The sequence below is a fragment of the Ensifer sp. Root1252 genome (assembly GCF_001425885.1).
GTDB lineage: Bacteria > Pseudomonadota > Alphaproteobacteria > Rhizobiales > Rhizobiaceae > Ensifer > Ensifer canadensis.
The window spans coordinates 78,560-101,699 of sequence record NZ_LMDT01000005.1; the positions used below are offsets into that span (position 1 = coordinate 78,560).

Here is a 23,140-nt window from a genome sequence, read left to right on the forward strand (position 1 = left end):
GTTTCGTTCGAGATCGTCGTGCGCATCCTAAGGAGACCGCCATGGAACTCACCATCAATGGGACCAAACACCAGGTCGACATCGAACCCGACACACCGCTGCTTTGGATCCTTCGCGACGAACTCGCGATGACGGGCACGAAGTATGGTTGCGGACTCGCCCAATGTGGCGCCTGCACCGTGCTTGTCGATGGACAAGCGACGCGGTCTTGCGTCACTCCCGTTGAGAGCGTCGCCGGCGCCGACATCATGACGATCGAGGCGGTTGCTGATGACCCGGTTGGTCAAAAGGTCGTTGAGGCCTGGGTGGCCAACCAGGTCGCCCAATGCGGCTACTGCCAGTCCGGTCAGGTCATGGCGGCAACGGCGCTCTTGAAACAAACCCCGAAGCCGACGGACGAGGACATTGCCGGTGCGATGGTCAACCTCTGTCGCTGTGGCACCTACAACGCGATCGCGGCGGCTGTCCGCGATGCCGCGCAAGCTTGATCCGAGGTGAACCATGAACGACATGACACCCATCATTCCCGAAGCTCAGGCCACCGAGAACGGCAAACCCTTCAAGGTATCCCGACGCGGCTTTCTTGGCGCATCGCTCGGCGCGCTTGTTCTTGGCGTGACGCTTCCGGCGGCTCGAACCCGCGCACTAGCGGCCGCTCCGGCGTCCGTCACGCCAGGTTCCCGGGTTGCGGCATTCCTGGAAATCCGGCCCGACAGCACGGTACTTTTCCGCAGTGCCTTCATTGAAGGAGGCCAGGGGATCTTTACCGCCATGGCGCAGATCGTCGGCGAGGAACTGGACGTCGATCCGGCGAACTTCGTCGTGGAAGGCGCTCCCCCCGGCCCGGATTATCTCCTGACCGGTGGCGGGCGGTTCACGGGCGGCAGCATGTCGGTCCGCATGAGCTACGACACGATGCGCAAGCTCGGTGCATCCGCTCGGCATATGCTGCTGCAGGCCGCCGCGGCAAAGCTTGGCGTGCCTGCGCCCGAGCTTTCGACGGAACCGGGGAGGGTGGTCCACGCCGCTTCCGGTCGCGCAATCCCCTACGGCGATATTGCCGACGACGCCGCGAATTTGCCGTTGCCGGCTGATGTCACGCTCCGAGATCGAGCAAACTTCCGCTGGATTGGCAAACCTTTCGCGCGGCTTGACGCGCGCGACAAATCGACGGGCAAGGCGAAGTACTCGATCGACCAGACGATCGACGGCATGCTCTATGCGGCCGTCCAGCACAGCCCGCGCCTGGGCGGCGAGCCCGAGATGATGCAGAACGAAGCGGACGTGCGTGGCATGCCCGGCGTTCACTCCATCCATAAGCTACCCGGCGCTGTTGCAGTGGTCGCCAACAGTTGGTGGCGTGCGCGACGCGCTGTCGAGGCTTTGCAGGTGAGTTGGACAGAGGCTGCTTCCGGGATGTCGCACCCCATGCCGGCGGACTTCTCTTCCGAAGCGCATATGGCGAAGTTGAAAGCCACATCCGGTGATGGCGTAGCCTTCGAAACGGAGGGCGATGCGGCTGGCACGCTTGCGGGAGCGGCGCGTGTGATCGAAGCGGTCTATGATGCACCCTATCTCGTGCATGGACAGCTTGAACCGCCATCGGCGCTCGCGCGCTGGAACGAGGACGGATCTCTCGAGCTATGGCTCCCCAACCAGGCACCGGAGATGTTTCAGGCCGATGCCGCGAAGGTCGCCGGCATCGCACCAGAGAAGGTCATTATCCACTCACCGATGCTGGGCGGTTTCTTCGGACGCCACTTTCTCTATCAGACGGCGAACCCGTATCCCCAGGCAATTCTGCTTGCCAAGGCGGTTGGACGCCCGATCAAGCTCCTCTGGAGCCGAGAGGAGGAATTCCTGCGCGATGCGCTCCGGCCGATGGCTGCAGTCCGTTTCCGCGGCGGAATTGATGCCAGCGGCACGCCGGTGGCACTCTCAGCCGTTGCGGTCGGAGAGGGGCCAACGGGCCGGTGGTTCGGTCGCCAACCCGACAAGGTCGACAGTTCCGCCGTCGAGGGGATAGCCGGCAAGGTCTATGCGATCCCTAATCGACGTGTCGGCCAGATCCATGTTGACGACCCCGCGATCATCGGCTTTTGGCGTTCTGTCGGTCATTCGATGAACGACTTTTTCTACGAGACGTTCTTCGATGAGATGGCGGATGCAGGTCAGCAGGATCCTTACGAACTGCGCCTCCGTCTCCTGGCTGGCAGTCCACGTCACAAGACGCTGCTTCAGGCCGTGGCTGATCTCTCCGGCGGGTGGAAGCGTGGACCGTTCGCTGCCGAAGACGGCACCCGGCGCGCCAGAGGCGTCGCTATGGCCTCGCCGTTTGGCAGCGAAGTGGCGACGATCGCCGAGGTGTCGTTGCGCGATGGTGAAATCGCCGTGCATGACGTTTGGGTGGCGATCGATCCCGGCAGCATCGTCAATCCTGCAATTATCGAAGCGCAGATGAACTCGGCCGTTGCCCTTGGACTTTCATCGGCTCTGCTTGAGGAAGTCGTCTACGTAGACGGCGTGCCGCAAGCACGAAACTACGACGGCTATCAGATCCTAACGCCAGACCGCATGCCGCGGGTTCATGTCCGGATCGTCGAGAGCGGTGCGCCCATGGGTGGTATTGGCGAGCCAGGTCTGCCCGGCGTTCCGCCGGCCGTAGCCAATGCCCTCTCAGTCCTCGCCGGCAAGCGTGTTCGAAGCCTGCCAATGTCCAAATTTGATCTCAAGGAGGGTGACGGTTGAAGACACTCGTTCTGGCCTCTTTGGCTTCTCTCATCGTGGCCGGTAGTGTTGCGCCTGCCTATTCCCAGGAGACGGATGCCGCGCCTGGAGCGCGGCTGTTCCAGCAACGCTGCGGCACATGCCATCAGATCGCCACCACTCGCAACGGCGTTGGGCCCCATCTGCAGGGGGTCGTCGGACGGACGGCCGGAAGTGATGAGGGCTTCAAGTATTCTCCCGCCCTCAAGGCATCGGGAGTGACCTGGACGACGGAAACGCTGGATACGTTCCTGACAAACCCGGGCGCGATGGTCCGGGGCACGCGGATGACGCAACGCTTCAACAACGCGGAAGAGCGGCGTGCGATCATCGAGTTCCTCGGCTCGCGCTAGGCACAGGCAAGCATGCGGGGTGGCGGCGGCATTGCTCGGCGCCGCCACCCCGCACTTCGTTGGTTCGCGGATTTATGCGCCTCTTCGATTAATGCAAGTGAACGATGTCGGCTAATTCGATTTTTTCCACCGTGCTAATCAGTTTCGCACGGGAGAAAACTCGCTGAATTGAAGGGCGAAACTAATGACCCACATGACGTATGAAGAGACACTGACGAGACCCGCCGCGGCCTGGGGCGCCGTCGTCTCGATGGCACTTTGTGTCGCGGTACTGATCGCTTCAGAGTTCATGCCCGTCAGTCTCCTGACGCCGATTGCAAGCGATCTTGTCATGACGGAAGGCCAGGCAGGACAGGCAATTTCGATATCCGGGCTGTTCGCCGTGGTGACGAGCCTGTTCATTGCAGGGATCACCCGGAGCATCGATCGCAAGGTTGTCCTGTCATCGTTCTCGGTCTTGCTGGTCGCTTCAGGCCTCATCGTCACATTTGCCCCGAACTACACAGTCCTGATGATAGGTCGCGCACTGCTTGGGATTGCGATTGGCGGCTTCTGGTCGATGTCCACCGCAATTGTCATGCGCCTTTTGCCCGCCACCGCTGTGCCGAAGGGGCTTGCGATATTGAACGCTGGGAACGCGATTGCGGCGACGATATCCGCACCGCTGGGCAGCTTTCTGGGCGACTACATTGGATGGCGCGGAGCATTTTTCTTCGTGGTGCCTTTGGCGCTGATCGCGCTTATCTGGCAGTGGCTGAACATGCCCTCGCTGCCGCCGCGTCGACGGCGCGCCGCCGGCAATGTTTTCCGCCTGCTCAAGCGCAGACAAGTCGCGATCGGCATGACAGCAATCCTACTGCTGTTCATGGGGCAATTTGCGCTCTTCACCTATCTCAGACCCTTCCTCGAGTCCGTCGCCGGCTACTCCGTTTCCGCCTTGTCTCTGGTGCTCTTGTTAATGGGACTCGCCGGCGTGGTCGGAACCTGGAGCATCAGTTCGCTGCTTTCGACGCGCCTTTACCCGATCGTGATTGGTATTCCCCTTGTCATGGCAGCGATAGCTGCAATGCTGATTGCATTTGGCTCGGCGAAGATTGCCGTTGCGGCCCTCCTGATTGCCTGGGGCTTCTTTGGCACCGCCGCGCCCGTCGGCTGGGGAACCTGGTTGAGCAGGGTACTCCACGATGATGCAGAGGCAGGCGGGGGGCTGCAGGTCGCCGTCATCCAGTTTGCCATTACCATTGGCGCGGCTGCTGGCGGATTCCTGTTCGACTGGAGCGGATGGTGGAGTTCGTTCGCATTGGCAGCCATTCTCCTGCTTGGATCGTCGGCGGCAGCTTTTGCGGCGTGGATGGATTGGGAGCGTTCAAGATGAAACGGCAAGCCACCTCGATGACGCGCCGCACTCTGCTCGGCGCGGTTATCGTCGGCACGGCCTTGCCACATCTCGCATGGGCTGAGGAGCAGACACACATGAAGGCACGTTTCATCTTCGCTGATCACGACTTTACGGTGACACTAAATGACAATCCGTCTGCCCGTGACTTCGCCTCGATGCTTCCGCTGGATCTGGCGTTCTCGGATTTCTCCAACGAGAAAATCGCCTACCTGCCGCGCAAGCTCCATCTGGAAGCAAGAGGACCTTTCCCCAACGAGGCTGCAGGCGACCTCTGCTACTACATCCCGTGGGGCAATCTTGCCTTCTTCCACGGCGATTACATCTCAACGAGAGATCTCATTCGGCTCGGTCGCATTGATGGCGGCATCGAGCCGCTGCTCACGCGCGGCGAGTTTCCGCTTCGCGTCGAACGCCTGTCCTGACGCCATCGAAAGGGAGTGAAGCATGCTGGCTACGGTTCTGCACGGCAAAGGCGATATCCGTTGCGAGGAGGTCGCCGAACCAAAAATTCTCAAACCCACCGACGCCATCATCAAGTTGGCGGCGTCCTGTGTTTGCGGCTCCGACCTATGGCCCTACCGTGGGCTCCAGCCGGTGGGCGGGCCGACACACATGGGCCATGAATATTGCGGCGTCGTCGTCGAAGTCGGCGAAGACGTCAAGACGTTGAAGCCAGGCCAGTTCGTCGTGGGATCATTCTGCATTTCCGACAATACGTGCCCCCACTGCCGCTTCGGTTTTCCGTCCTCCTGCGAACAGCGGGAGTTCATGTCTGGTGCGCAGGCGCCCTATGCCCGAATTCCGCTCGCTGACGGCACGTTGGTGGCGACCCCCGAAATGCCGTCCGACGACCTTATCGCGAGCTTGTTGGCCGTTTCGGATGTCCTTGGTACCGGCTGGTATGCAGCAGATGCGGCGCGGGTTCAGCCCGGGTCGACGGCCGTCGTCGTCGGCGACGGCGCGGTCGGTCTGATGGGCGTGCTCTCGGCCAAGCAAATGGGGGCTGAGAAGATTATCGCCATGAGCCGGCACAAGACTCGTCAGAATCTCGCGCTCGAATACGGTGCCACGCATATCGTCTCGGAACGAGGCGACGAAGGTGTCGCACGGGTCAAAGAGTTGACAGGCGGCGTCGGGGCTGAATCCGTTCTTGAATGCGTCGGAACGCAGGAGGCGATGACGCAGGCGATGAACTGCGCTCGTCCCGGAGGACACATCGGCTTTGTCGGCGTACCGCATGGTGTCCAGATCGATGGTCAGACCCTGTTCTTCGCCCAGAAGAGCCTGATGGGCGGCCCGGCTCCCGTCCGCCGCTATCTCCCCTATCTCATGGAACTTGTACTGAACCGTGAGATCAATCCGGGAAAGGTCTTCGATCTCGAGGTTCCTCTCGCTGACGTTGCCGAAGGTTACCGCGCGATGGATGAACGTCGCGCGATTAAGACCCTCCTACGAGTCTGAGAGCGAGGCATACAGCCGGGCGGGCTGCTCCGCCTGGCACTCTAACCTGGCGCCCAGGGGCGGTGGCCGTCCAATTCATGGAACTGATGTGAACGACAATCCGCTTCTCATTTTGCCGACGCCTGTCAGGGCGCGTCTAACGGACGACCCCATTGAACTCCTCAAGTTCGCCGCTGAAGCATTCAAGGACTCGCAGGTAGCGATCGCAACACTGGTTGAAATCCGGGGCGGTGCTGCGCGATCACTCGGCTCACAGGTGATTGTGCTCAGCGATGGTCGCTTTGCCGGGTACGTTTCTGGAGGGTGCGTCGAAGCTGCCGTCGCCGCTGAAGCATTGCTTGCCATGGCACAGGGTCGCGATCGAACGGTGCGCTTCGGCGATGGATCCCCTTTCCTCGACGTTGTGCTTCCGTGCGGAGGAGGGATCACGGTCGCTATCCACGTCATGCGGAGGATGGAAGAAGTCGAAAGGGCGCTCGAATCCTTGAGGCTACGACAGGCGACCGCTCTGAGATACTCGCCCGCCAAACAAACGCTGGACCTGGTCGAACCGGTGGAGCGCGCGGGATGGCTCGGTGACGACTTCTTGATCATCTATCGCCCCTCTACGAAAATCGTCATCTCAGGGCAGACGATCGAAGTGCGAAGCGTTGCGCGTCTGGCAGAATGTTCGGGGTTCGAGGTTACCGTTCTGGCACCGGAGAGGGGACTGCGTTTGATAGAAGAAGTGGTCGATCCGTTTTCCGCCGTCCTGCTTCTACACCATGACCTCGAACAAGAGTTGCCGGTTCTTGAGGCCGCGCTGCGAACCTCATGCTTCTACCTTGGCGCTCTGGGGAGCAGGCGGACACATCAACTGCGCCTCAATCGGTTGCTGAGGCTAGGACACGATCAACCCGAACTGGAACGCATCAAAGCACCGATAGGTCTGTTCGGCCCCGCCCGCGATTCTGCTTCCCTGGCACTTTCAATCCTCGCGGATGTGGCAGCGTCCCGCTCGGGGGCGTTCGGATGAGCCTTGAGTGTTACAAACTCCCCTGTCACCTGCCTCCAAATCCGAGTTCCTCACCTTAGAGTCATCGATAGCGCAGGGCGTCGACCAGCAGTGTGAAGGCAGGCGATGCGAGACGGCGGCTCGGGTAATAGAGATGGTATCCGGGAAACGAAGGGCACCAGTCGGCTAAAACCTGGATCAGCCGTCCTTCCTTCACGAGCGGATCTAAGTGATCGCAGGGCAGGCAGGCAACGCCCTGCCCATCGAGAGCGGCGTCGACGATCATGGCGACGTCGTTGCAGATGAATTGCCCCGTGACCCGGACGTTGATGGGGCGCCCGTCCTGCTCGAATTCCCAGGCGTAGAGTCCACCGAGCGTCGGAAGCCTCAGGTTGATGCAGTTGTGCTGCGTCAGGTCGTGCGGGGTCACCGGCCTCGGATGCCGCTCGAAATACCCTTCAGAACCCGCCACGACCATTCGCATTTCGGGACCGATCTTCACCGCGATCATGTCCTTCTCGACACTGGCGTCATAGCGCTCGGCAACCAGATCCACGAACCTTTGGTCGATTGAGATTTCGATCTTGACCTCCGGATAGTCCGCCATCAGCCGTTTGACGGCGGGCATGATGATCGTTTCCGCGGCTTGCCGGCTGGATGTAATACGGACCGACCCTCCTGGTTTTTGGCGCATGGCGCTCCAGCTCTTCGATCCGGCTCCGAGTGTCGTTGAAGGCCGGCCGCAGCGTTTCCATCAACCGCTCTCCGGCCTCCGTCGCAACGACATTGCGCGTTGTTCTCGCGAGAAGACGAACGCCCATACTCTCCTCCAGCCGGCGCAGGCGTGGCTGCTGATGCCAACGGAAACGATGCTTGATCGGGGAACCCGCGCGGCACGTTGCTCCTCCCAACTCGGGAGTTCGACACTGTTGGGAAAGCTTCACGAGCATTGTGCTGTGTTTGTTTCCGATTTGTGCGTCCAGTATCGCAGAATGTATCGACAGGACCTTATGACCACGGGGCCTCCGGCCATAGGACCGATGTCTTCAAGCGTGGCCCTCTTCAATCCTCGGAAGGAACCACGCGAGAAGCCCTGCAAGTGGGAGGAAGGAGCAGACGTAGTAAACCGTTTCGACACCATAGCTGTCGGCCAGCAGCCCGAGAAGCGCTGCGGCTATACCGCCAAGGCCGAAATTCAGGCCGTAGAACAGCCCACCAATGAGTCCTATCCGGTGCGGCAGCAACTCAATTGCGTAGATCAGGATGGATGCGAAGGCGCTCGCCATGATCAGGTTGATCATCACCGTCAGCACGCCGGTCCAAAAGAGGTCGACGTGTGGCAGGATCAACGTCAGCGGAAGCGGCCCCAGAACCGAAATCCAGATGATACGATAACGCCCGATGCGATCACCGACGATGCCGCCGATCAGCGCGCCCGCCGCCGAAGCCAGCAGGAAGATGAACAACATCATCTGTGCGGAGGGGATCGAGAGGCCGAACTTCTCCATGAGATAGAAGGTGTAGAATGAGCGGAAGCTCTCACCATAGGCATTCTTAGTAAACATCAGCAGCATCAGGACCACCAGGGCTACCCCGATCGTCGCTGGCGCGTGACGAACGGCGCCGCCCGCCTTCTTGCCGTCTGCCCGCATCGCCATGAATGCGGCGCTGATCTCCCGCTGCTTGCTACCGATCCATACAAGAAGTGCCATGGCCATCAACGCGAGAACGGCAAACCAGGCGAGGCTCGGCTGTCCCCAGGGAACGATGATCAGCGCAGCGAAGACCGGGCCGAGCGCGCCCCCCGCCTGACCGCCGACCTGAAACAGTCCCTGCGCCAACCCCTGGCGCCCGCCGGCGGCATAGCGCGCCATGCGCGTCGCTTCCGGGTGAAAGATGGACGATCCAATGCCAATCAGCGCAACTGATACCAGAATCACCGCGTAGCTATGGGCGAAGGCAAGGCTAACCAGGCCAGAGAGTGTAAACATCATCCCCACGACCGGTGAATAGGGCGCGGGATGTTTGTCCGTCACCATGCCGATTATCGGCTGCAGCAGCGACCCGGCGATCTGGAAGGTCATGGTGATCAAGCCGATCTGCACGAAATCCAGCGCATAGGCGTCCTTCAGGATCGGATAGGCGGCCGGGATCAGCGACTGCATCAGGTCGTTGAGGAGATGGGTGAGACCCAGAATGACTAGCACAGCGAGATGCGTCTTGGGACGCGTCATGGTGGGAATGGCGACGGTCATGATTGTTGTTCTTGGCCCTTGGGAAATTCGGCGAGGCGGTTTTCAGCGGCATCGGACCGTTATCGGTAGAACGCGGCGCGCCGCTATGGGAGCTTATGCATCGCTCGAGGGGCAGGCAACCGTTTATTCGCGCTACGAGGGCAAGAGGAGACAATCCTAGCGCGATGGAGATGGCAGCGTTACATCACTGGGAGCCAGCTTCGAGATACCAAGTACCCCGGCCTGTAGATTTGCGCTAGCTATTGATCGTTTCTTGGAGCTTCTCGATTTTTGCAAGTATGACGTCGAAGGTGGGCGGACTGTCATCGAACATCATCGGCGCCATCGCACGATAGTCTGCACGCAGATCCCTGACCCGCGCCTCGCTCGGCATCAGGCGCAGCGTCCCTGGCCGCGCGGTGTCATAGCTGGCCCAGCCCGATCGGAAGAAGGTCGCCTTGTGCTTCGCCACCGTCGCCAGAAGGTCGAAATCGCTTGCTGCGGATTTGCCCTCGTCGGTATCGAGAAGCATGGCGAGGTCGTAATAGTGTCGTGAAAAGTATTGCGGCGTCGCGGATTCAGCAGGGCGATGGACCTCCGCGTGCAACGCCGTGGCCTTCTCCCAAAAGGTCCGCTGCGCAGCGAGAACGGTGACAGCTGCGTCGGGATTTTCGAAGAAGTCGGGATAATCCTCCGCCGCATAGGGGCGCATGACCTTCTGCTCCGTCGGCCAGGGATCGCCGCGCGCGCCGAGTTCGAGCTTCACCCGCGGCGTGATGTAGGCCATGCCCTCATATTCGGCGGTGGGTAGCGCGGTCGGATAGTGGAAGTTCACGTTCTGCGCGTCGCCGGCATCGATCTCCAGCGACCAGGCGCCATCGGTCGGTTCGCCGAGTTGCTCTGTGATGGCGGCGCGAAGCGCCGGAAGCAACTTCTCGGCGATATGCGCCTCGACGTCGCCCACGAGATCTTGGATGAGTTGAGCCGCTTTTTTTCGGCTAATTCCCTCTTTCTCGGGATCACGGTCGCCGACGTAGCCGAGGTCGGCACGATCAAAGGAAAGATCGATATCTTCGGAAAAGCGGCGGATCGCGCCGAAGGCCTTTGAGAGGGACGTGCCGCCCTTGAAGACCAAAGTGGCAGCGTCCTTCCCTTGCAGGCCGAAAAGCCGCTTCAAGGTCCAGCAGACCCAGAAGTCCTTTTCGATGATCGTGTCGGCGACCCCTCGGCCCGCGCCGGTCTCGCCAAACAGGGCCGCCCGATCGGTGGCTGGGAGAAGAGCGACCTTATCCATCTATGTCGCCCGACGCTGCGTTGGCGATCGAGACGAGCGTCGGCCGCATCCAAGCGGGGGCTTGGACCGCGGTGGAGGCAAGTGTCTTCTTGTCGCTGGCCGACAGACGCCGCGCTGCGATCTGTGCAACGTCGGCGGCGCGCACCTGCCCCACATGACGAAGGGCTTGGACGACCGTGCCGGCCGCGCTGCCCGGAGCAATCAGATGCTTGGGCGAGGCGTGACGCAGATCGACCACGCGCTTGCCCAGCACGACGCGGCGGGAGGGGCCATCAGTCAGATACGTGCTCTTCGCCGGAACCTGAGTCGAGAGGCCGAGCGCGTTCGCCGCGCGCGCGCCAGCGATCTGCACCCGTGAGCCGGTCTCGCGTGCAAGCGCCTGCGCAACGTCGTCGGGAGTTGGAGAAAGCGGGCCGAGCTTGGGATGGACCTTGGGGTAATCATACAGGCCACGCGCCAGGCGGCGGAGCTTTCCGGTCTTCGCCAGGCGGGAAAGGGCTTGATCGACCGCTGCGCGCGCCGCCACGTCCAGGAAGTCACGAGGCGTGAAGACGCCGCCACGCCCGCCTGCGCGGGCGCGTCGCATGATCCGATCCGGAACTGATGTGACGTCGACTTTCATGTGTCAGAAAATATGATATCTTTTTCTGACATGCAAGGGCCGCGAAATACGGAGGCGAAAACGGTCGACTGGCGGCAAGCGGCGATCCGTGGTGTCTTACTTTACTGCCGAAAAGGCGGTCGGTGACAACAACTGGTTAGAGATATTGGAGAGGATTTGCCCGTCGCGCTCTGACTCGTCGCGGGCCTTAAGCCATGCGGGATCAGTGGTGAAAGCTTTCCATTTCACCTCGCGATCGGCTAGCGATTCCCAGGCGATGAGGTAGGTGAGACGCTGGCTGTTTTCGCCCACGATTGTGGTGAAGAAACCCGCCTGCTTGATGCCGTGCTTGTCCCATATTGCCAGCGTGTGTTCGGCAAAGCGGTTGAGCAGCGCGGGCAATCGGCCGGGCAGGCAGTCGTAAATTCTGAGCTCATAGATCAAAGTCTTGCTTCCTTATGTGCCTTGAGAAGGACATGTGTTTGGCGCTTGCTCCCTGCGCCCACGATGGCCTCAGAACTTGCAGCAACGTCATTTTCACTGTTAGAACGGGCCCTGCGGGTATGTCCAAACCGCTAATCTCCTGTCAAGCTGATCGCCTGCGTTTAGGCGCCGATTGGCCATGATGTTACGAACGTTGAGCACGGTGGCCAAGTTTGGAAGCTAATCGTGGGAATGGCCGGTTAGAGCAGCCCTTGGCAGTTAATTTTGAGACGGGCGCCAGCAGCAACGCGTTGCCAATCTCCGACAGCAATCTCTCTCGGCTTGTGCAGCCTTCGAGGCTCACTATCTCTAGTGTACCCCAACACTGGAGCATGGCCATGGATCGAAGCGCGGCTGATATGCCGAAAGTATGAAACGAAATTCTTCCGCCGGACCGCGATTGAGAAGTGTGCGTTGGATGCAACGGCATGTGCTTGCTGTCGAAGGTTTACGTCCGGCCTCGAGCATGGGTGACGATGGCTGCGGGATCTGCGACGAATGCCTGGCACCATGACTGCCGACGGCAAGAAACCTCCATCGATCCAGGCGATATTTGAAGACGCGCTAGCGAAACTGCCGGACGGCTATGTCGACGGATATTTTGGTAATCGACCATGGGGCGTGACCGTCAAGCGGTCGCGGGATGGCAAACGGACTTGGCTCTATGGCGAGGAGCTTAGCGGAAGTGATATCGTCAGCTTCAACCTCTATCGACTGGCTGGACATGGACCTATACTGAAGCCGTGCGAAATGTCCTGCGCCAAGGTGATCGAATTCGTTCTCGGCTTTGAGCCCAGCATAGAGAAGGCTGCGTCTCAACCATAATGGCCGAAGAATGAGCACAAGGCCTATATTGCATTGCAACATGTGCATAACTGCACTGCGATTTAAGCGCTGGCGGTCGAGGCAGCCTCTGATATTTTGAGGTCAACGAAGCAATGCACCTCCTCCCGCAGAGCTTCGTGTTCAGGCGACCCACTCCTCCTCCCAAGGGGAGCCTGACAGAACAGCGGCACTCCTCCTCCCAGCCGTTGTTCAATCTTTCGAGAAGCCTGCCGCACCTCCTCCCGCGGCAGGCTTTTTCGTTTCTCCGAGATATTCAAGCCCTGAATTCAGGCATCAAAGCAGACTGCCCTGTTCCACCGGCTCTCCGGATTTCGACACGATCGTGGACCCGTACGGTTCGCGCGACGAAATGATCAGCGCGTCATCCGGTAACGGCCGGGCAAGGTCCTTTGCTTCATCCCAGGGCGCGCGCATCCAGATGTCGGTCTCTTCCTTCGTCAGCAACAGAACCGGCATGGCCTTCTCATGGATCGGCTTCACCAGGTCGTTGGGATCCGTAGTCAAGAACCCATAGAGGTCGTCGGTGGTCAGGCCATCCCTGACCTTTCGGACACTCTGCCATTGCGGCACATGCAGACCGGCAAAGAACATCAGCGACTTCTGCTCATCGCGGGCGAACCAGGCATTTGGCACGTTTCCGCCAACCTTCTGGCTGGCCGGATCCGGTTCCGCGAAACTGGTGACCGGGACGAGGCATCGATTTTCGACACCAAACCATCGTTTCCAGTGCGGAAAACTGAGCTTGCGCACATTGGTCGTGCCGCGGTCGGCCTCCATGCGGATGAGCTCTTCGAGATCGAAAGCCTTGCCCTTGGCCGCAAGTTTCTCGGCCTTCGCTTTGGCCGCCTTCTCGAGCGCGAAACGCGGGGAAGGCAGTCCCCAGCGCGCATGGACCAGTTGCTTCTTTCCGTCGGCGGTGTTGCGGACGATCGGTCCCATCTGATCCGGGTTCATCTGGTAGGCTGGCATCAGATTGATCAGGCTTTCCGCGTCCTGGGCCCACTTTGCGACCCAGTCCTTGTCTTCCATGCGATAAAGGTTGCACATAGCAGGCCATCTACTCCGATTGAGCTCGAATGGCGGACAATCTAGCGGACGGCGCTGTTTTCGCTAGTCGAGCCGGAAGACCTCGGCATTGTCCTGGCGTTCTCGCAAGCCCTTGTAGGATGGGTGGCGGAGTTTCCCGTCCGCCGTCCAGGCGCGAAACTCGATCTCAGCAATCAAGGTCGGTTCGACCCAGATGACATCGGCACTTCCGGAATAGGGCAGGGGCGGCTGCTTTCGCTTCCAGCGGAGCGTGTCCAGCATCTTCCGTAACCTGCTCGCCTCGACTTCTTTGAATCCAGTGCCGACGCTTCCGACGTGGACGAGATCATCCCCACGATACGCAGCAAGCACCAACGAGCCGAAGCCGGCTGGGGACGCTGCCGACTTCTCATAACCGACGATGAAGAAGGCCTCGCCCTGAATGCATTTGACTTTTACCCAATCGCCGGTCCGGCCCGAGCGATAAGGCCGGTCGAGGTGCTTGCCGACGATGCCTTCCAGGCCGAGGCGGCAGACATGCTCCAGCAGGACGGCTGGTTCGGCATCGAGTGTTTCCGATAGCCTGACGGCGCCGGCTTGGTCGCTCTTTGGGCCGTTTAACGTGTCCTCGAGAAGGTGTCGGCGGGACCGGTATTCGATTCCGCGCAGATCGTGCCCGTCCAGATAAACAAGATCGAAAGCGTAGAGGACGGCTTCGGAGGCACGGTTGCCAGCTTGTTTGCCGGATGCGCCCAGCGATTGCTGCAGCAGCCCAAAATCCGGACGACCCTCTTCGTCGAGCACAACGGCCTCGCCATCGATGATCATCGTCGCCGGCCCGAGCGCTCGGGCGGCCTGCTCTATCGCTGGAAACCGGTGCGTCCAGTCATGGCCGCCACGCGTGAGGATCCGGATCCCCCGCGGTTCAATGTGAACGGCAAGGCGATAGCCATCCAATTTCAGCTCCCAGCTCCACTCGCTTCCCTTTGGGGGACGGGTCTTCAATTCCGCCAGCGCAGGCTCGACGCGCTCAGGCATGGGATCGAACAGGAGCTGTGGTTGGGCTGGATTTCGCTTGCCTCGCGGCCGGGAACGGATCGGGGCCTCGGTGTCACGAAGGAGGGGTTTTGATCTCGGAGGCTTCGTCATGCCGGGAGTTCAGCAGAAAAATCTTAAAGACACTGTGACGATCCCGACTTGTCCTCGCAATTCACACAAAGGGGTTAGCGCTCGCAGGCGCCCGGAAAAAATTCGTAGGACGCTATTGGGCTGATTCCTATGGGTATTCTGCTCATTTCTAATGATCAGGATAATATTCCCATCCCTCCGGTTGCTTGACTCTTTTATTGGGTCGGAACAGAAAGAGAACATCCGCATTTTGTTCGACATGATGTCGGCCACCTACACGACCTTGAAGGGAGCCGTGAACGATGACTGCTGCCCGTGAAAGGGTGATTTCCGATTTGCGCGAACGCATTGCATTGCTGGAAGGCGTATCAGCAAGGAAAGCCGGCTGTCTCTCCTTTGGGGTGCCGGAAATCGATGCAGTGCTCCCGGGAGGTGGTCTGGCCTATGGCGCCCTGCACGAATTTGCAGGCGGCGGGTCGGGGACGGTGGATGGTGCGGCAGCAGCCCTGTGTGCGGCGGGCATCGCGGCCCGCACCAAAGGCCCGATCGTCTGGTGCCTGACGCGCCCCGATCTGTTTTTTCCGGCGCTCGCCCAGGTCGGCCTCCATCCCGACCGGGTGATCTTTGTCGAATCCGATAGGGAGGAAGACGTTCTGGCAAATATGGAGGAAGGGCTTTCCTTTGGTGGGCTCGGCGCAGTCGTCGGCGAACTTGTTCGCCTGCCGATGGTCAGCTCGCGCCGGCTGCAGCTGGCGGCTGAGCGAACGGGCACGATGGCGCTTGCCGTGCGACGTTGGCGGCGACAGACGGAGGCGAATGATTTCGGGCAGCCGACAGCGTCGATCACCCGATGGCGGGTGAGCGTGATGCCGTCGGAGGAATTGCCGGTGCCGGGTGTGGGGAGGGCCCAATGGTTGCTGGAATTGATGCGCGTGAAAGCGGGTGAATGTGCTGAGTTTCTCGTGAGGGCGTGCGATGACAAGGGTCGTCTCGATCTATCTTCCGGATCTGCCGACGGATCGCATTCGTCGGGCCGATCCGTCTATTCCGCCTGAACAGGCGATCGCCGTGATCGCGAGGAGCGGCTCGAAACGCTGGGTGTCGGCCGCCGACGCGGCCGCCAGGAAAGCCGGCGTGCATGTCGGAATGCCGGCGGCCAAAGCACAGGCGCTGTTCCGCGGCCTGATGCTGGTCGAGGCGGATCCTGCAAAGGATGCCGCAGCACTCGAACGCATTACCCTCTGGGCGCTGACGCTCTATTCGCCGATCGTCGCGGTCGATGGGATCGATGGGATCGTCATGGATACCGAGGGTGCCGATCACCTCCAGGGCGGCGAGCTCGCCATGGTGACCAAGATCGCCAATCAGTTCCTGGCAAAAAAACTCACCCCCCGAGTAGCGGTCGCCGACACCTGGGGTGCGGCACACGCCTGCGCCCGCGCCATCAGCCGCGAGACGGTCATCGCGCCGACCGGCGAGACCGCGCGTGCCGTCGAAAAGCTGCCGATATCGTTGCTGCGCCTTCCCGGGAAAGTCGTCAGCGATCTGCGCACGCTCGGCTTCCAGGCGATCGGCGAATTGGCCAACACGCCGCGCGCGCCGCTGACGCTCCGTTTCGGTCCGGAGATTGGCCGGCGGCTGGACCAGATGTTCGGCCGCATCTGCGAACCGATCGATCCGATCCGCACCGCCGAGCTCGTCGAGGTGAGCCGCGCCTTCGCCGAACCGATCGGTGCTGCCGAAACCATCGACAAATATGTCGGCCGGCTGGTCGTGCAACTGATCGACGAGCTGCAAAGGCTTGGCCTTGGTGTTCGGCGCGCCGATCTGATCGTCGAAAAGGTCGACGGTTCGCGGCAGGCAATCCGCGCCGGCACGGTGAAGCCAGTGCGCGATGTCGCCTGGCTGACGAAACTGTTTCGCGATCGGACGGAGAAGATCGAGCCCGGTTTCGGGATCGAGAAGCTGACACTCGTCGCCGTCATGGCCGAGCCGCTGGAGGAGCGTCAGAAATCCTCATCGCTGGTCGAGGACGAGGTCACGGACGTGACGCCGCTGATCGATATCTACGGCAACCGTGGCCAGCGTGTTTATCGGGTGGCACCCGTTGCCTCCGACGTGCCCGAGCGCTCCGTCCATCGCATCAGCGCCGCGGCCAATCCGGTCGAGGTCACCTGGGTCAGCCATTGGCGCCGGCCGGTCCGGCTGCTGGCCCGTCCCGAGCTGATCGAGGCCATTGCCTTGCTGCCGGACCGTCCACCGGTCTCGATTACCTGGCGTGGCACGCGCCGGAAGGTCAAGCGCGCCGACGGTCCGGAACGGATCTTCGGCGAGTGGTGGCAGCGAGACGCCGAGATGGAGGCGGTGCGGGATTATTTCGTCATCGAAGACGAGGCTGGCGAGCGTCTCTGGGTGTTTCGCTCCGGTGATGGCATCGATCCTGAAACCGGAAGCCACCGCTGGTTCATGCACGGGATCTTCGCATGAGTTATGCCGAGCTGCAGGTCACGACCCATTTTTCCTTCCTGCGCGGTGCGAGTTCGGCGCAGGAACTGTTCGAAACCGCCAAGGCTCTCGGTATCGAAGCCGTCGGCGTTGTCGATCGCAATTCGCTTGCCGGAATTGTACGGGCGCTTGAAGCATCGCGCGCCACCGGTTTACGCCTCGTTGTCGGTTGCCGGCTCGATCTGCAAGACGGCATGTCGTTGCTGGTCTATCCAACCGACCGGACTGCCTATTCCCGGCTGACCCGCCTCATCACGCTCGGTAAGTCGCGCGGCGGCAAGAACAACTGCATCCTCCACTGGGACGATGTCATTGCCTACAACGACGGCATGATCTGCGTTCTTGTGCCGGATCTGCCGGATGACGCCTGCGCGATCCAGCTGCGCAAGATGGCCGAACTGTTTGGTGATCGGGCCTATGTATCGCTTTGTCTGCGGCGCCGGCAGAACGACCAGCTGCGGCTGCATGAGATTTCCAATCTTGCGGCGCGATTCAAGGTGCGAACGGTCGTCACCAATGATGTCCTCTTCCATGAGCCAAGCCGTCGGCAGTTGCAGGATATTGTCACCTGCATTCGCACCCGCACGACGATTGACGAGGCGGGCTTCGAGCGCGAGCGCCATGCTGATCGTTATCTGAAGCCGCCGGAAGAAATGGAGCGGTTGTTTCCACGGTACCGGCAAGCCCTCGCGCGAACCATGGAGATCGTCCGTCGGTGCACTTTCTCGCTCGAGGAGCTCACCTACCAATATCCAGAGGAAGCGATCGTGCCGGGCAAGGATGCCCAGGCCTCGCTGGAGCACTATGTCTGGCAATGCGTGCCCGATCGCTATCCCGAAGGTCTGCCGCCCGATGTGTTGAAGGTCGTGCGACACGAGCTCGATCTCATCCGCACCATGAAATACGCCCCGTATTTTCTGACCGTCTTCTCGATCGTGCGCTATGCCCGGTCTCAGGGCATTCTTTGCCAAGGCAGGGGTTCCGCCGCCAACAGTGCCGTCTGCTACATTCTCGGCATTACCAGCATCGACCCCTCGACCAACGATCTTTTGTTCGAACGCTTCGTCAGCCAGGAGCGCGACGAGCCGCCGGATATCGATGTGGATTTCGAGCACGAGCGGCGCGAAGAGGTGATCCAGTGGATCTATCGCACCTATTCTAGAGAAAAGGCAGCGCTCTGCGCCACCGCGACCCGCTACAGGGCGCGCGGCGCGATCCGCGATGTCGGCAAGGCGCTCGGCCTGCCGGAAGACGTGATCAAGGCGCTGTCGTCGGGCATGTGGTCCTGGTCGGAGGAGGTCTGCGATCGCAATGTCCGCGAGCTCAATCTCAATCCAGACGACCGGCGTCTTGTGCTGACTTTGAAGCTCGCCCAGCAATTGATGGGCGCGCCACGGCATCTCGGCCAGCATCCGGGCGGGTTCGTCCTAACACATGATCGGCTCGACGATCTCGTGCCGATCGAACCGGCCACGATGAAGGACCGTCAGATCATCGAATGGGACAAGGACGACGTCGAAGCCCTCAAATTCATGAAGGTGGACATCCTGGCCCTTGGAATGCTGACCTGCATGGCCAAGGCCTTCGATCTGATCCGCGAGCACAAGGATCGGGATCTCGACCTGTCGAAGATCGAGCAGGAGGATCCTGCGACCTATGCGATGATCCGCAAGGCCGATACGCTCGGCACGTTCCAGATCGAAAGCCGCGCCCAGATGGCGATGCTGCCGCGGCTGAAACCCCGGACCTTCTACGACCTCGTGGTGCAAGTTGCCATTGTCCGGCCCGGTCCGATCCAGGGCGACATGGTGCATCCCTATCTGCGCCGGCGCGAAGGCAAGGAGGCAGTCGAATATCCGACGCCCGAGCTTGAGGCGGTGCTCGGCAAGACGCTCGGCGTGCCGCTGTTTCAAGAGTCGGCGATGAGGGTGGCGATGGTCTGCGCCGGCTTTACCGGCGGCGAGGCCGATCAGCTGCGCAAGTCGATGGCGACCTTCAAGTTCACCGGCGGCGTTTCGCGGTTCAAGGACAAGCTCGTGTCCGGCATGGTGAGGAACGGCTACACGCCCGAATTCGCCGAAAAGACGTTCTCCCAGCTCGAAGGCTTTGGTTCCTATGGTTTCCCGGAGAGCCATGCTGCTTCGTTCGCGCTGATCGCCTATGCGTCGAGCTTTATCAAACGCCATTATCCGGAAGCGTTCTGTGCCGCCCTGATCAATTCGCAGCCGATGGGTTTTTACGCGCCGGCGCAGATCGTCGGCGACGCCAGAGCCCACGGCGTCGAGGTGCGGCCGGTCTGCATCAATCGGTCCCGGTGGGACTGTACCTTGGAGCGGATCGGCAATTCTGGCCGCCACGCCGTTCGGCTGGGTTTCCGGCAGGTGAAAGGGCTGGCGGTCGTTGATGCCGCGCGCATTGTCGCGGCACGCATGGACAATGCCTTTGTCTCGGTTGACGACATGTGGCGCCGATCCGGCGTGCCAGCGGAGGCGCTCGTCCAGCTTGCCAAGGCCGATGCATTTCTGCCCTCGCTGAAGCTTGAGCGCCGCGATGCGCTCTGGGCGATCAAGGCGCTGCGCGATCAACCCCTTCCGCTGTTTGCGGCGGCTGCCGAACGGGAGATGGCTGTAATCGCCGAGCAGCAGGAGCCGGAGGTCGCGCTTCGGCAGATGACGGACGGCCAGAACGTCATCGAGGACTACAGCCATACAGGGCTGACATTGCGGCAGCATCCGATCGCCTTCTTGCGCAGGGATTTGTCAGTGCGCAACATTATCACCTGTGCCGAGGCGATGAATTCGAGGGACGGGCGATGGGTCTATACCGCCGGTCTTGTTCTGGTGCGGCAAAAGCCCGGATCGGCCAAAGGCGTCATGTTCATCACCATCGAGGACGAGACCGGGCCGGCCAATCTTGTTGTCTGGCCGACACTCTTTGAAAAACGCCGGCGGGTCGTTCTCGGCTCTTCGATGATGGCGATCAACGGTCGGATCCAGCGGGAAGGGGAGGTCGTCCATCTTGTCGCCCAGCAGCTGTTCGACTTGTCAGGCGACCTTGTGGGCCTTGCAGATCGCGATGAAGAGTTCAAACTTCCGGCCGGCCGCGGCGATGAATTCGCCAGAGGCGGCGCGCCCGATCCGCGGGATAAGCCGAAGCCGGTTGTAGCCGCGCGCGACATGTTCGTGCCTGACCTTCATATCGATACGTTGAAGGTGAAGAGCAGGAATTTTCACTGAAATTCAGTCTGAGAGCTGGTCGTTGGTCCTAATCGGTTCAAGGCGAACCATACAGGTGGGCCTGACACCCCTTCATTAGGAAAGACCGTACCAGGCGCCGCGGCCGGCACCGTGCAGGACGAGGTGCTCTTGATCCACGAGTGCCTTGAGATGATCCTTGATAGTGTGACGGCTGGCATCGGTGATCCGTGCAGCCTCCGCGACCGTGATCCGCCCGTGCTCGCGCGCCAACTCGAGCAATATAACGGATAATTCCGGCATGTCGGCGAGGATAATACGCTCGCGCTCCATTTTCTTCTCAAGCCGGGTCTTCTGCCGATGCAGGGCTCTCAAAAAGAACTCGATCCAGGGATTCCAGTCGGGCTCCGCGCTGCGGATCGTTCCCTGCGTGCGCCGAAGCGAGATGTAATAGCTCTCCTTGCTTTGCTCTATGATGCTTTCGAGCGAGCTGTAGGGGACGTAAGCGTAGCCGGCCCGCAGGAGCAGCAAGGTGGTCAGAATACGCGATAATCGGCCATTGCCATCCTGGAATGGATGGATTTCGAGGAAAACAACAACGAAGATCGCGACGACCAAAAGTGGATGGAGCCGCTTTTCTCGCCCTTGCTCATCCAACCAGGAGATCAGTTCTTCCATTTGACGCGGCGTATCGAACGGCGATGCCGTTTCGAAAACGATGCCGAGGCTCTCGCCCTGTTCGTTAAACGCTTCCACGTTGTTGGAGAGGGTTTTGTAGGCGCCGCGATGCCGCTCGTCCTTTGTCGAATGCGCAAGAAGGTCGCGGTGGAGCTGACGGATATGATTCTCGGTGAACGAAATAGCTTCGTAAGCACTGAAGATGGTCTCCATCACCTCCGCATAGCCGGCAACCTCCTGCTCGTCGCGTGTCGTAAACGACCCTAGGCGAATGTTTGCCAGCAGCTTTCCGACCTCTCGGTCGGTGAGGCGTGCCCCTTCAATACGGGTGGAGGAACCGACGCTTTCGATCGTGGCGACACGCCGGAGGCTGGACAGCCGCTCAGGCGCGATCCGGCCGATCGCACGCCAAGCACCTTTAAATTCGTCGATTTCGGCGATCAGCGACAGGATTTCGGGCGTGATCCGGACGGTCGCCGTATTTAGAAATTCCATTTGGGCATCCATTCCCATCCAATTCCTGAGACGCTGTATGCACTATTTATCCATCCATTTCCATCCAATTTTCACGAGGGAGTTCGTCAGATCTGTCAGTCATGAGCTAGACGGCGGTCTTGCATCGGCTTTGCACCCGAATGGACACTGTATCTGCCTAACCGCAATTTCGAGCTTCAAGGTACAAAACATCTCTAAAAACCACCCAGACATTATCATTGATATCGCGCGGTCATTGGTCAGGGCGGGCAGCCAAGGTAAGGAGTGCTAACCGTCGATGACGACATCAAATTCACGACCGGTTTGACGACTGCTCAAGGCGTGCGGGTTGCGTTTCGCGGAACGCCTTTCGTCGAACGGACCGCTCCCCTGAACCAGAATGCGCTTTGGATGCGCTGGGACCGGAACATGGTCGTCGATGCCTATTCCGATATGGTCGAGGAGCTCTCGGCAATCCGTACGGCTGTCGCGATGGGCGACATGTCACCCTTATCCAAATACGTCATTGCGGGTCCCTATGATCTCGGTCTTGGCCGCCTGATCTGTCAAGGGCCGGTCAAGGGTGGTCCACAAACGGCTACCTCACTCGCGCTGCGACGAAACAGGCCATCTGGTACGATGGGCAGCAGCTTCTGAATTAACATTCGGTAATATTTTCGCGAATTGATGACTAGTCAGTATAACCAAATGATTTAATTATATTATTTCAAGATCATGTATTGACGCATCGCGAGCCTATTGGCTGGCGATGCGATTCAACGAGCTACGCGGCACTGTCTGCCAGACACTGTTTGCTGGGTCGTCGCGCCGCTGGGGTGGGGCGCCCACCCAATTCGCCGCGCTACAGGTTTTGATCAATCACTGGCGCTTGTCAGGCATCAGCGAGTTTGCCGTGAGGCACTCGCCAGTTTCGAAGCAAGGAGGGACGAGGGAGCGGGCACTTTAATAGCGAGCGCGCTGCCAGATGAAGTTGTCGGCCGCGAATTCTGGTAATATCTGCCCCACTTCCGCCCAATGGAGCCGCAACGATCTTGGCTTCCATGTTTGGAGATATAACGCCATGCCGACCCGGCGACATTTCCTTATCAGCTTCGTCGCAACGCCGATTGTGCTGCCGAGACTAGGCCATGCAGCCGGCGCTCCTGTGGAGCTGCCGCTTACGGCCAGTTGCGGGGATGACCACGAGCTGACGCCAGCACAGACCGAAGGCCCGTATTTTACGCCGGAGAGCCCTGAAAAACAGGACTTCGCGAGCGATGCACCGGGCGGTGAAAGGATGACGCTTGCTGGTTACGCACTAACCAGGGACTGCCAGCCCGTAGCAAAAGCGATGATCGAGTTATGGCATGCCGATGAGATGGGCGCCTACGACAATAGCGGATACAAGCTCCGCGGACATCAATTCACAGATGCAGAAGGCAAATGGTGGTTCGAGACGATCGTGCCCGGGATCTATCCTGGTCGCACTCGGCACTACCACGTAAAAGTCCAACGGCCCGGCGGGAAGGCGCTGACGACGCAGCTGTATTTTGCCGATGAGCCGGACAATGAGCGTGACCGCATGTTCAATGCAGACTTGTTGCTCGACATCAGAACGACGAGCGACGGAAAATTCGGCCGCTACAATTTCATAGTGGCGTAACCGGCGCTTTGCGTCTCTTGAGCTGCTTGGGCGCTGTCATC

The 23,140-nt window shown here is 60.4% G+C and carries 22 protein-coding genes; 13 read left to right on the forward strand and 9 right to left on the reverse strand.

The window, feature by feature from the left end; translation table 11 throughout:
- The first annotated feature begins 41 nt into the window (after positions 1-41).
- The 7 genes from ASD02_RS07420 to ASD02_RS07450 all read left to right on the forward strand — a co-directional run bounded on the left by ASD02_RS07420 (position 42) and on the right by ASD02_RS07450 (position 6,994).
- Positions 42-488, forward strand: a complete 447-nt coding sequence (locus ASD02_RS07420) for a (2Fe-2S)-binding protein (RefSeq protein ID WP_057220438.1) — start codon at positions 42-44, stop codon at positions 486-488.
- 13 nt (positions 489-501) lie between these two features.
- Positions 502-2,748, forward strand: coding sequence for a xanthine dehydrogenase family protein molybdopterin-binding subunit (locus tag ASD02_RS07425; RefSeq protein WP_057220439.1), 2,247 nt, complete (start codon positions 502-504; stop codon positions 2,746-2,748).
- Positions 2,745-3,119: a cytochrome c family protein gene (locus tag ASD02_RS07430; protein WP_057210708.1), complete on the forward strand. Its 375-nt coding sequence runs from the start codon at positions 2,745-2,747 to the stop codon at positions 3,117-3,119. The genes ASD02_RS07425 and ASD02_RS07430 overlap by 4 nt, the downstream gene beginning before the upstream one ends.
- Positions 3,120-3,303: 184 nt before the next feature.
- Positions 3,304-4,494 (forward strand): MFS transporter, encoded by a 1,191-nt coding sequence (locus tag ASD02_RS07435; RefSeq protein ID WP_057220440.1) that lies wholly within the window; start codon positions 3,304-3,306, stop codon positions 4,492-4,494.
- Positions 4,491-4,940 (forward strand): cyclophilin-like fold protein, encoded by a 450-nt coding sequence (locus ASD02_RS07440; RefSeq protein WP_057220441.1) that lies wholly within the window; start codon positions 4,491-4,493, stop codon positions 4,938-4,940. Before ASD02_RS07435 ends, ASD02_RS07440 begins: the two co-directional genes overlap by 4 nt.
- A 22-nt stretch (positions 4,941-4,962) precedes the next feature.
- Positions 4,963-5,979: a zinc-dependent alcohol dehydrogenase family protein gene (locus ASD02_RS07445; RefSeq protein ID WP_057220442.1), complete on the forward strand. Its 1,017-nt coding sequence runs from the start codon at positions 4,963-4,965 to the stop codon at positions 5,977-5,979.
- 88 nt (positions 5,980-6,067) lie between these two features.
- On the forward strand, positions 6,068-6,994 hold the full coding sequence (locus ASD02_RS07450) for an XdhC family protein (RefSeq protein WP_057220443.1): 927 nt from the start codon (positions 6,068-6,070) through the stop codon (positions 6,992-6,994).
- 61 nt (positions 6,995-7,055) lie between these two features.
- Here ASD02_RS07450 and ASD02_RS39590 read toward each other — a convergent pair whose 3' ends face one another.
- The 6 genes from ASD02_RS39590 to ASD02_RS07475 all read right to left on the reverse strand — a co-directional run bounded on the left by ASD02_RS39590 (position 7,056) and on the right by ASD02_RS07475 (position 11,546).
- Positions 7,056-7,601: a LysR substrate-binding domain-containing protein gene (locus ASD02_RS39590; protein WP_234908021.1), complete on the reverse strand. Its 546-nt coding sequence runs from the start codon at positions 7,599-7,601 to the stop codon at positions 7,056-7,058.
- Positions 7,504-7,923, reverse strand: a complete 420-nt coding sequence (locus tag ASD02_RS40535; protein WP_337797736.1) for a LysR family transcriptional regulator — start codon at positions 7,921-7,923, stop codon at positions 7,504-7,506. The genes ASD02_RS39590 and ASD02_RS40535 overlap by 98 nt, the downstream gene beginning before the upstream one ends.
- Before the next feature lie 96 nt (positions 7,924-8,019).
- On the reverse strand, positions 8,020-9,228 hold the full coding sequence (locus tag ASD02_RS07460) for an MFS transporter (protein WP_156408375.1): 1,209 nt from the start codon (positions 9,226-9,228) through the stop codon (positions 8,020-8,022).
- A 235-nt stretch (positions 9,229-9,463) separates the two neighbouring features.
- Complete coding sequence (locus ASD02_RS07465) at positions 9,464-10,501, reverse strand: nucleotidyl transferase AbiEii/AbiGii toxin family protein (RefSeq protein ID WP_057220444.1); 1,038 nt, start codon at positions 10,499-10,501, stop codon at positions 9,464-9,466.
- Entirely contained in the window at positions 10,494-11,087 is a 594-nt protein-coding gene (locus ASD02_RS07470; RefSeq protein WP_057220522.1) for a DUF6088 family protein, read from the reverse strand. Before ASD02_RS07470 ends, ASD02_RS07465 begins: the two co-directional genes overlap by 8 nt.
- A 132-nt stretch (positions 11,088-11,219) precedes the next feature.
- The gene (locus ASD02_RS07475; protein ID WP_057210717.1) at positions 11,220-11,546 is read right to left on the reverse strand and encodes an NIPSNAP family protein; all 327 of its coding nucleotides are present in this window, start codon (positions 11,544-11,546) and stop codon (positions 11,220-11,222) included.
- 537 nt (positions 11,547-12,083) lie between these two features.
- On the opposite strand from ASD02_RS07475, the gene ASD02_RS07480 reads away from it, so the two are divergent.
- Positions 12,084-12,410 (forward strand): hypothetical protein, encoded by a 327-nt coding sequence (locus ASD02_RS07480; RefSeq protein ID WP_057220445.1) that lies wholly within the window; start codon positions 12,084-12,086, stop codon positions 12,408-12,410.
- Between the two features lie 294 nt (positions 12,411-12,704).
- Here ASD02_RS07480 and ASD02_RS07485 read toward each other — a convergent pair whose 3' ends face one another.
- Together ASD02_RS07485 and ligD are read right to left on the reverse strand one after the other, a co-directional pair.
- The gene (locus ASD02_RS07485) at positions 12,705-13,478 is read right to left on the reverse strand and encodes an SOS response-associated peptidase (RefSeq protein ID WP_057220446.1); all 774 of its coding nucleotides are present in this window, start codon (positions 13,476-13,478) and stop codon (positions 12,705-12,707) included.
- A gap of 63 nt (positions 13,479-13,541) precedes the next feature.
- The gene (gene ligD, locus ASD02_RS07490; protein ID WP_057215837.1) at positions 13,542-14,606 is read right to left on the reverse strand and encodes a non-homologous end-joining DNA ligase; all 1,065 of its coding nucleotides are present in this window, start codon (positions 14,604-14,606) and stop codon (positions 13,542-13,544) included.
- Between the two features lie 281 nt (positions 14,607-14,887).
- Here ligD and ASD02_RS07495 point away from each other — a divergent pair, with 281 nt between their 5' ends.
- From ASD02_RS07495 to ASD02_RS07505, 3 genes are read left to right on the forward strand one after another with little or no spacing between them, the layout of a single operon-like run.
- Positions 14,888-15,640, forward strand: coding sequence for an ImuA family protein (locus ASD02_RS07495; RefSeq protein ID WP_057220447.1), 753 nt, complete (start codon positions 14,888-14,890; stop codon positions 15,638-15,640).
- Positions 15,561-17,072: a DNA polymerase Y family protein gene (locus ASD02_RS07500; RefSeq protein ID WP_057220448.1), complete on the forward strand. Its 1,512-nt coding sequence runs from the start codon at positions 15,561-15,563 to the stop codon at positions 17,070-17,072. Before ASD02_RS07495 ends, ASD02_RS07500 begins: the two co-directional genes overlap by 80 nt.
- Complete coding sequence (locus tag ASD02_RS07505) at positions 17,069-20,326, forward strand: error-prone DNA polymerase (protein ID WP_057220449.1); 3,258 nt, start codon at positions 17,069-17,071, stop codon at positions 20,324-20,326. The genes ASD02_RS07500 and ASD02_RS07505 overlap by 4 nt, the downstream gene beginning before the upstream one ends.
- A 75-nt stretch (positions 20,327-20,401) precedes the next feature.
- Here the strand turns inward: ASD02_RS07505 and ASD02_RS07510 are convergent, their stop codons facing one another.
- Positions 20,402-21,469, reverse strand: coding sequence for a Fic family protein (locus ASD02_RS07510; RefSeq protein ID WP_234908023.1), 1,068 nt, complete (start codon positions 21,467-21,469; stop codon positions 20,402-20,404).
- A 252-nt stretch (positions 21,470-21,721) separates the two neighbouring features.
- Between ASD02_RS07510 and ASD02_RS07515 the strand changes: the two genes are divergently transcribed.
- A complete protein-coding gene (locus ASD02_RS07515) occupies positions 21,722-22,093 on the forward strand; it encodes a hypothetical protein (protein ID WP_057215852.1) in 372 nt (123 codons plus the stop codon).
- Between the two features lie 424 nt (positions 22,094-22,517).
- Complete coding sequence (locus tag ASD02_RS07520; RefSeq protein ID WP_057215855.1) at positions 22,518-23,099, forward strand: intradiol ring-cleavage dioxygenase; 582 nt, start codon at positions 22,518-22,520, stop codon at positions 23,097-23,099.
- Positions 23,100-23,140: the final 41 nt, after the last annotated feature.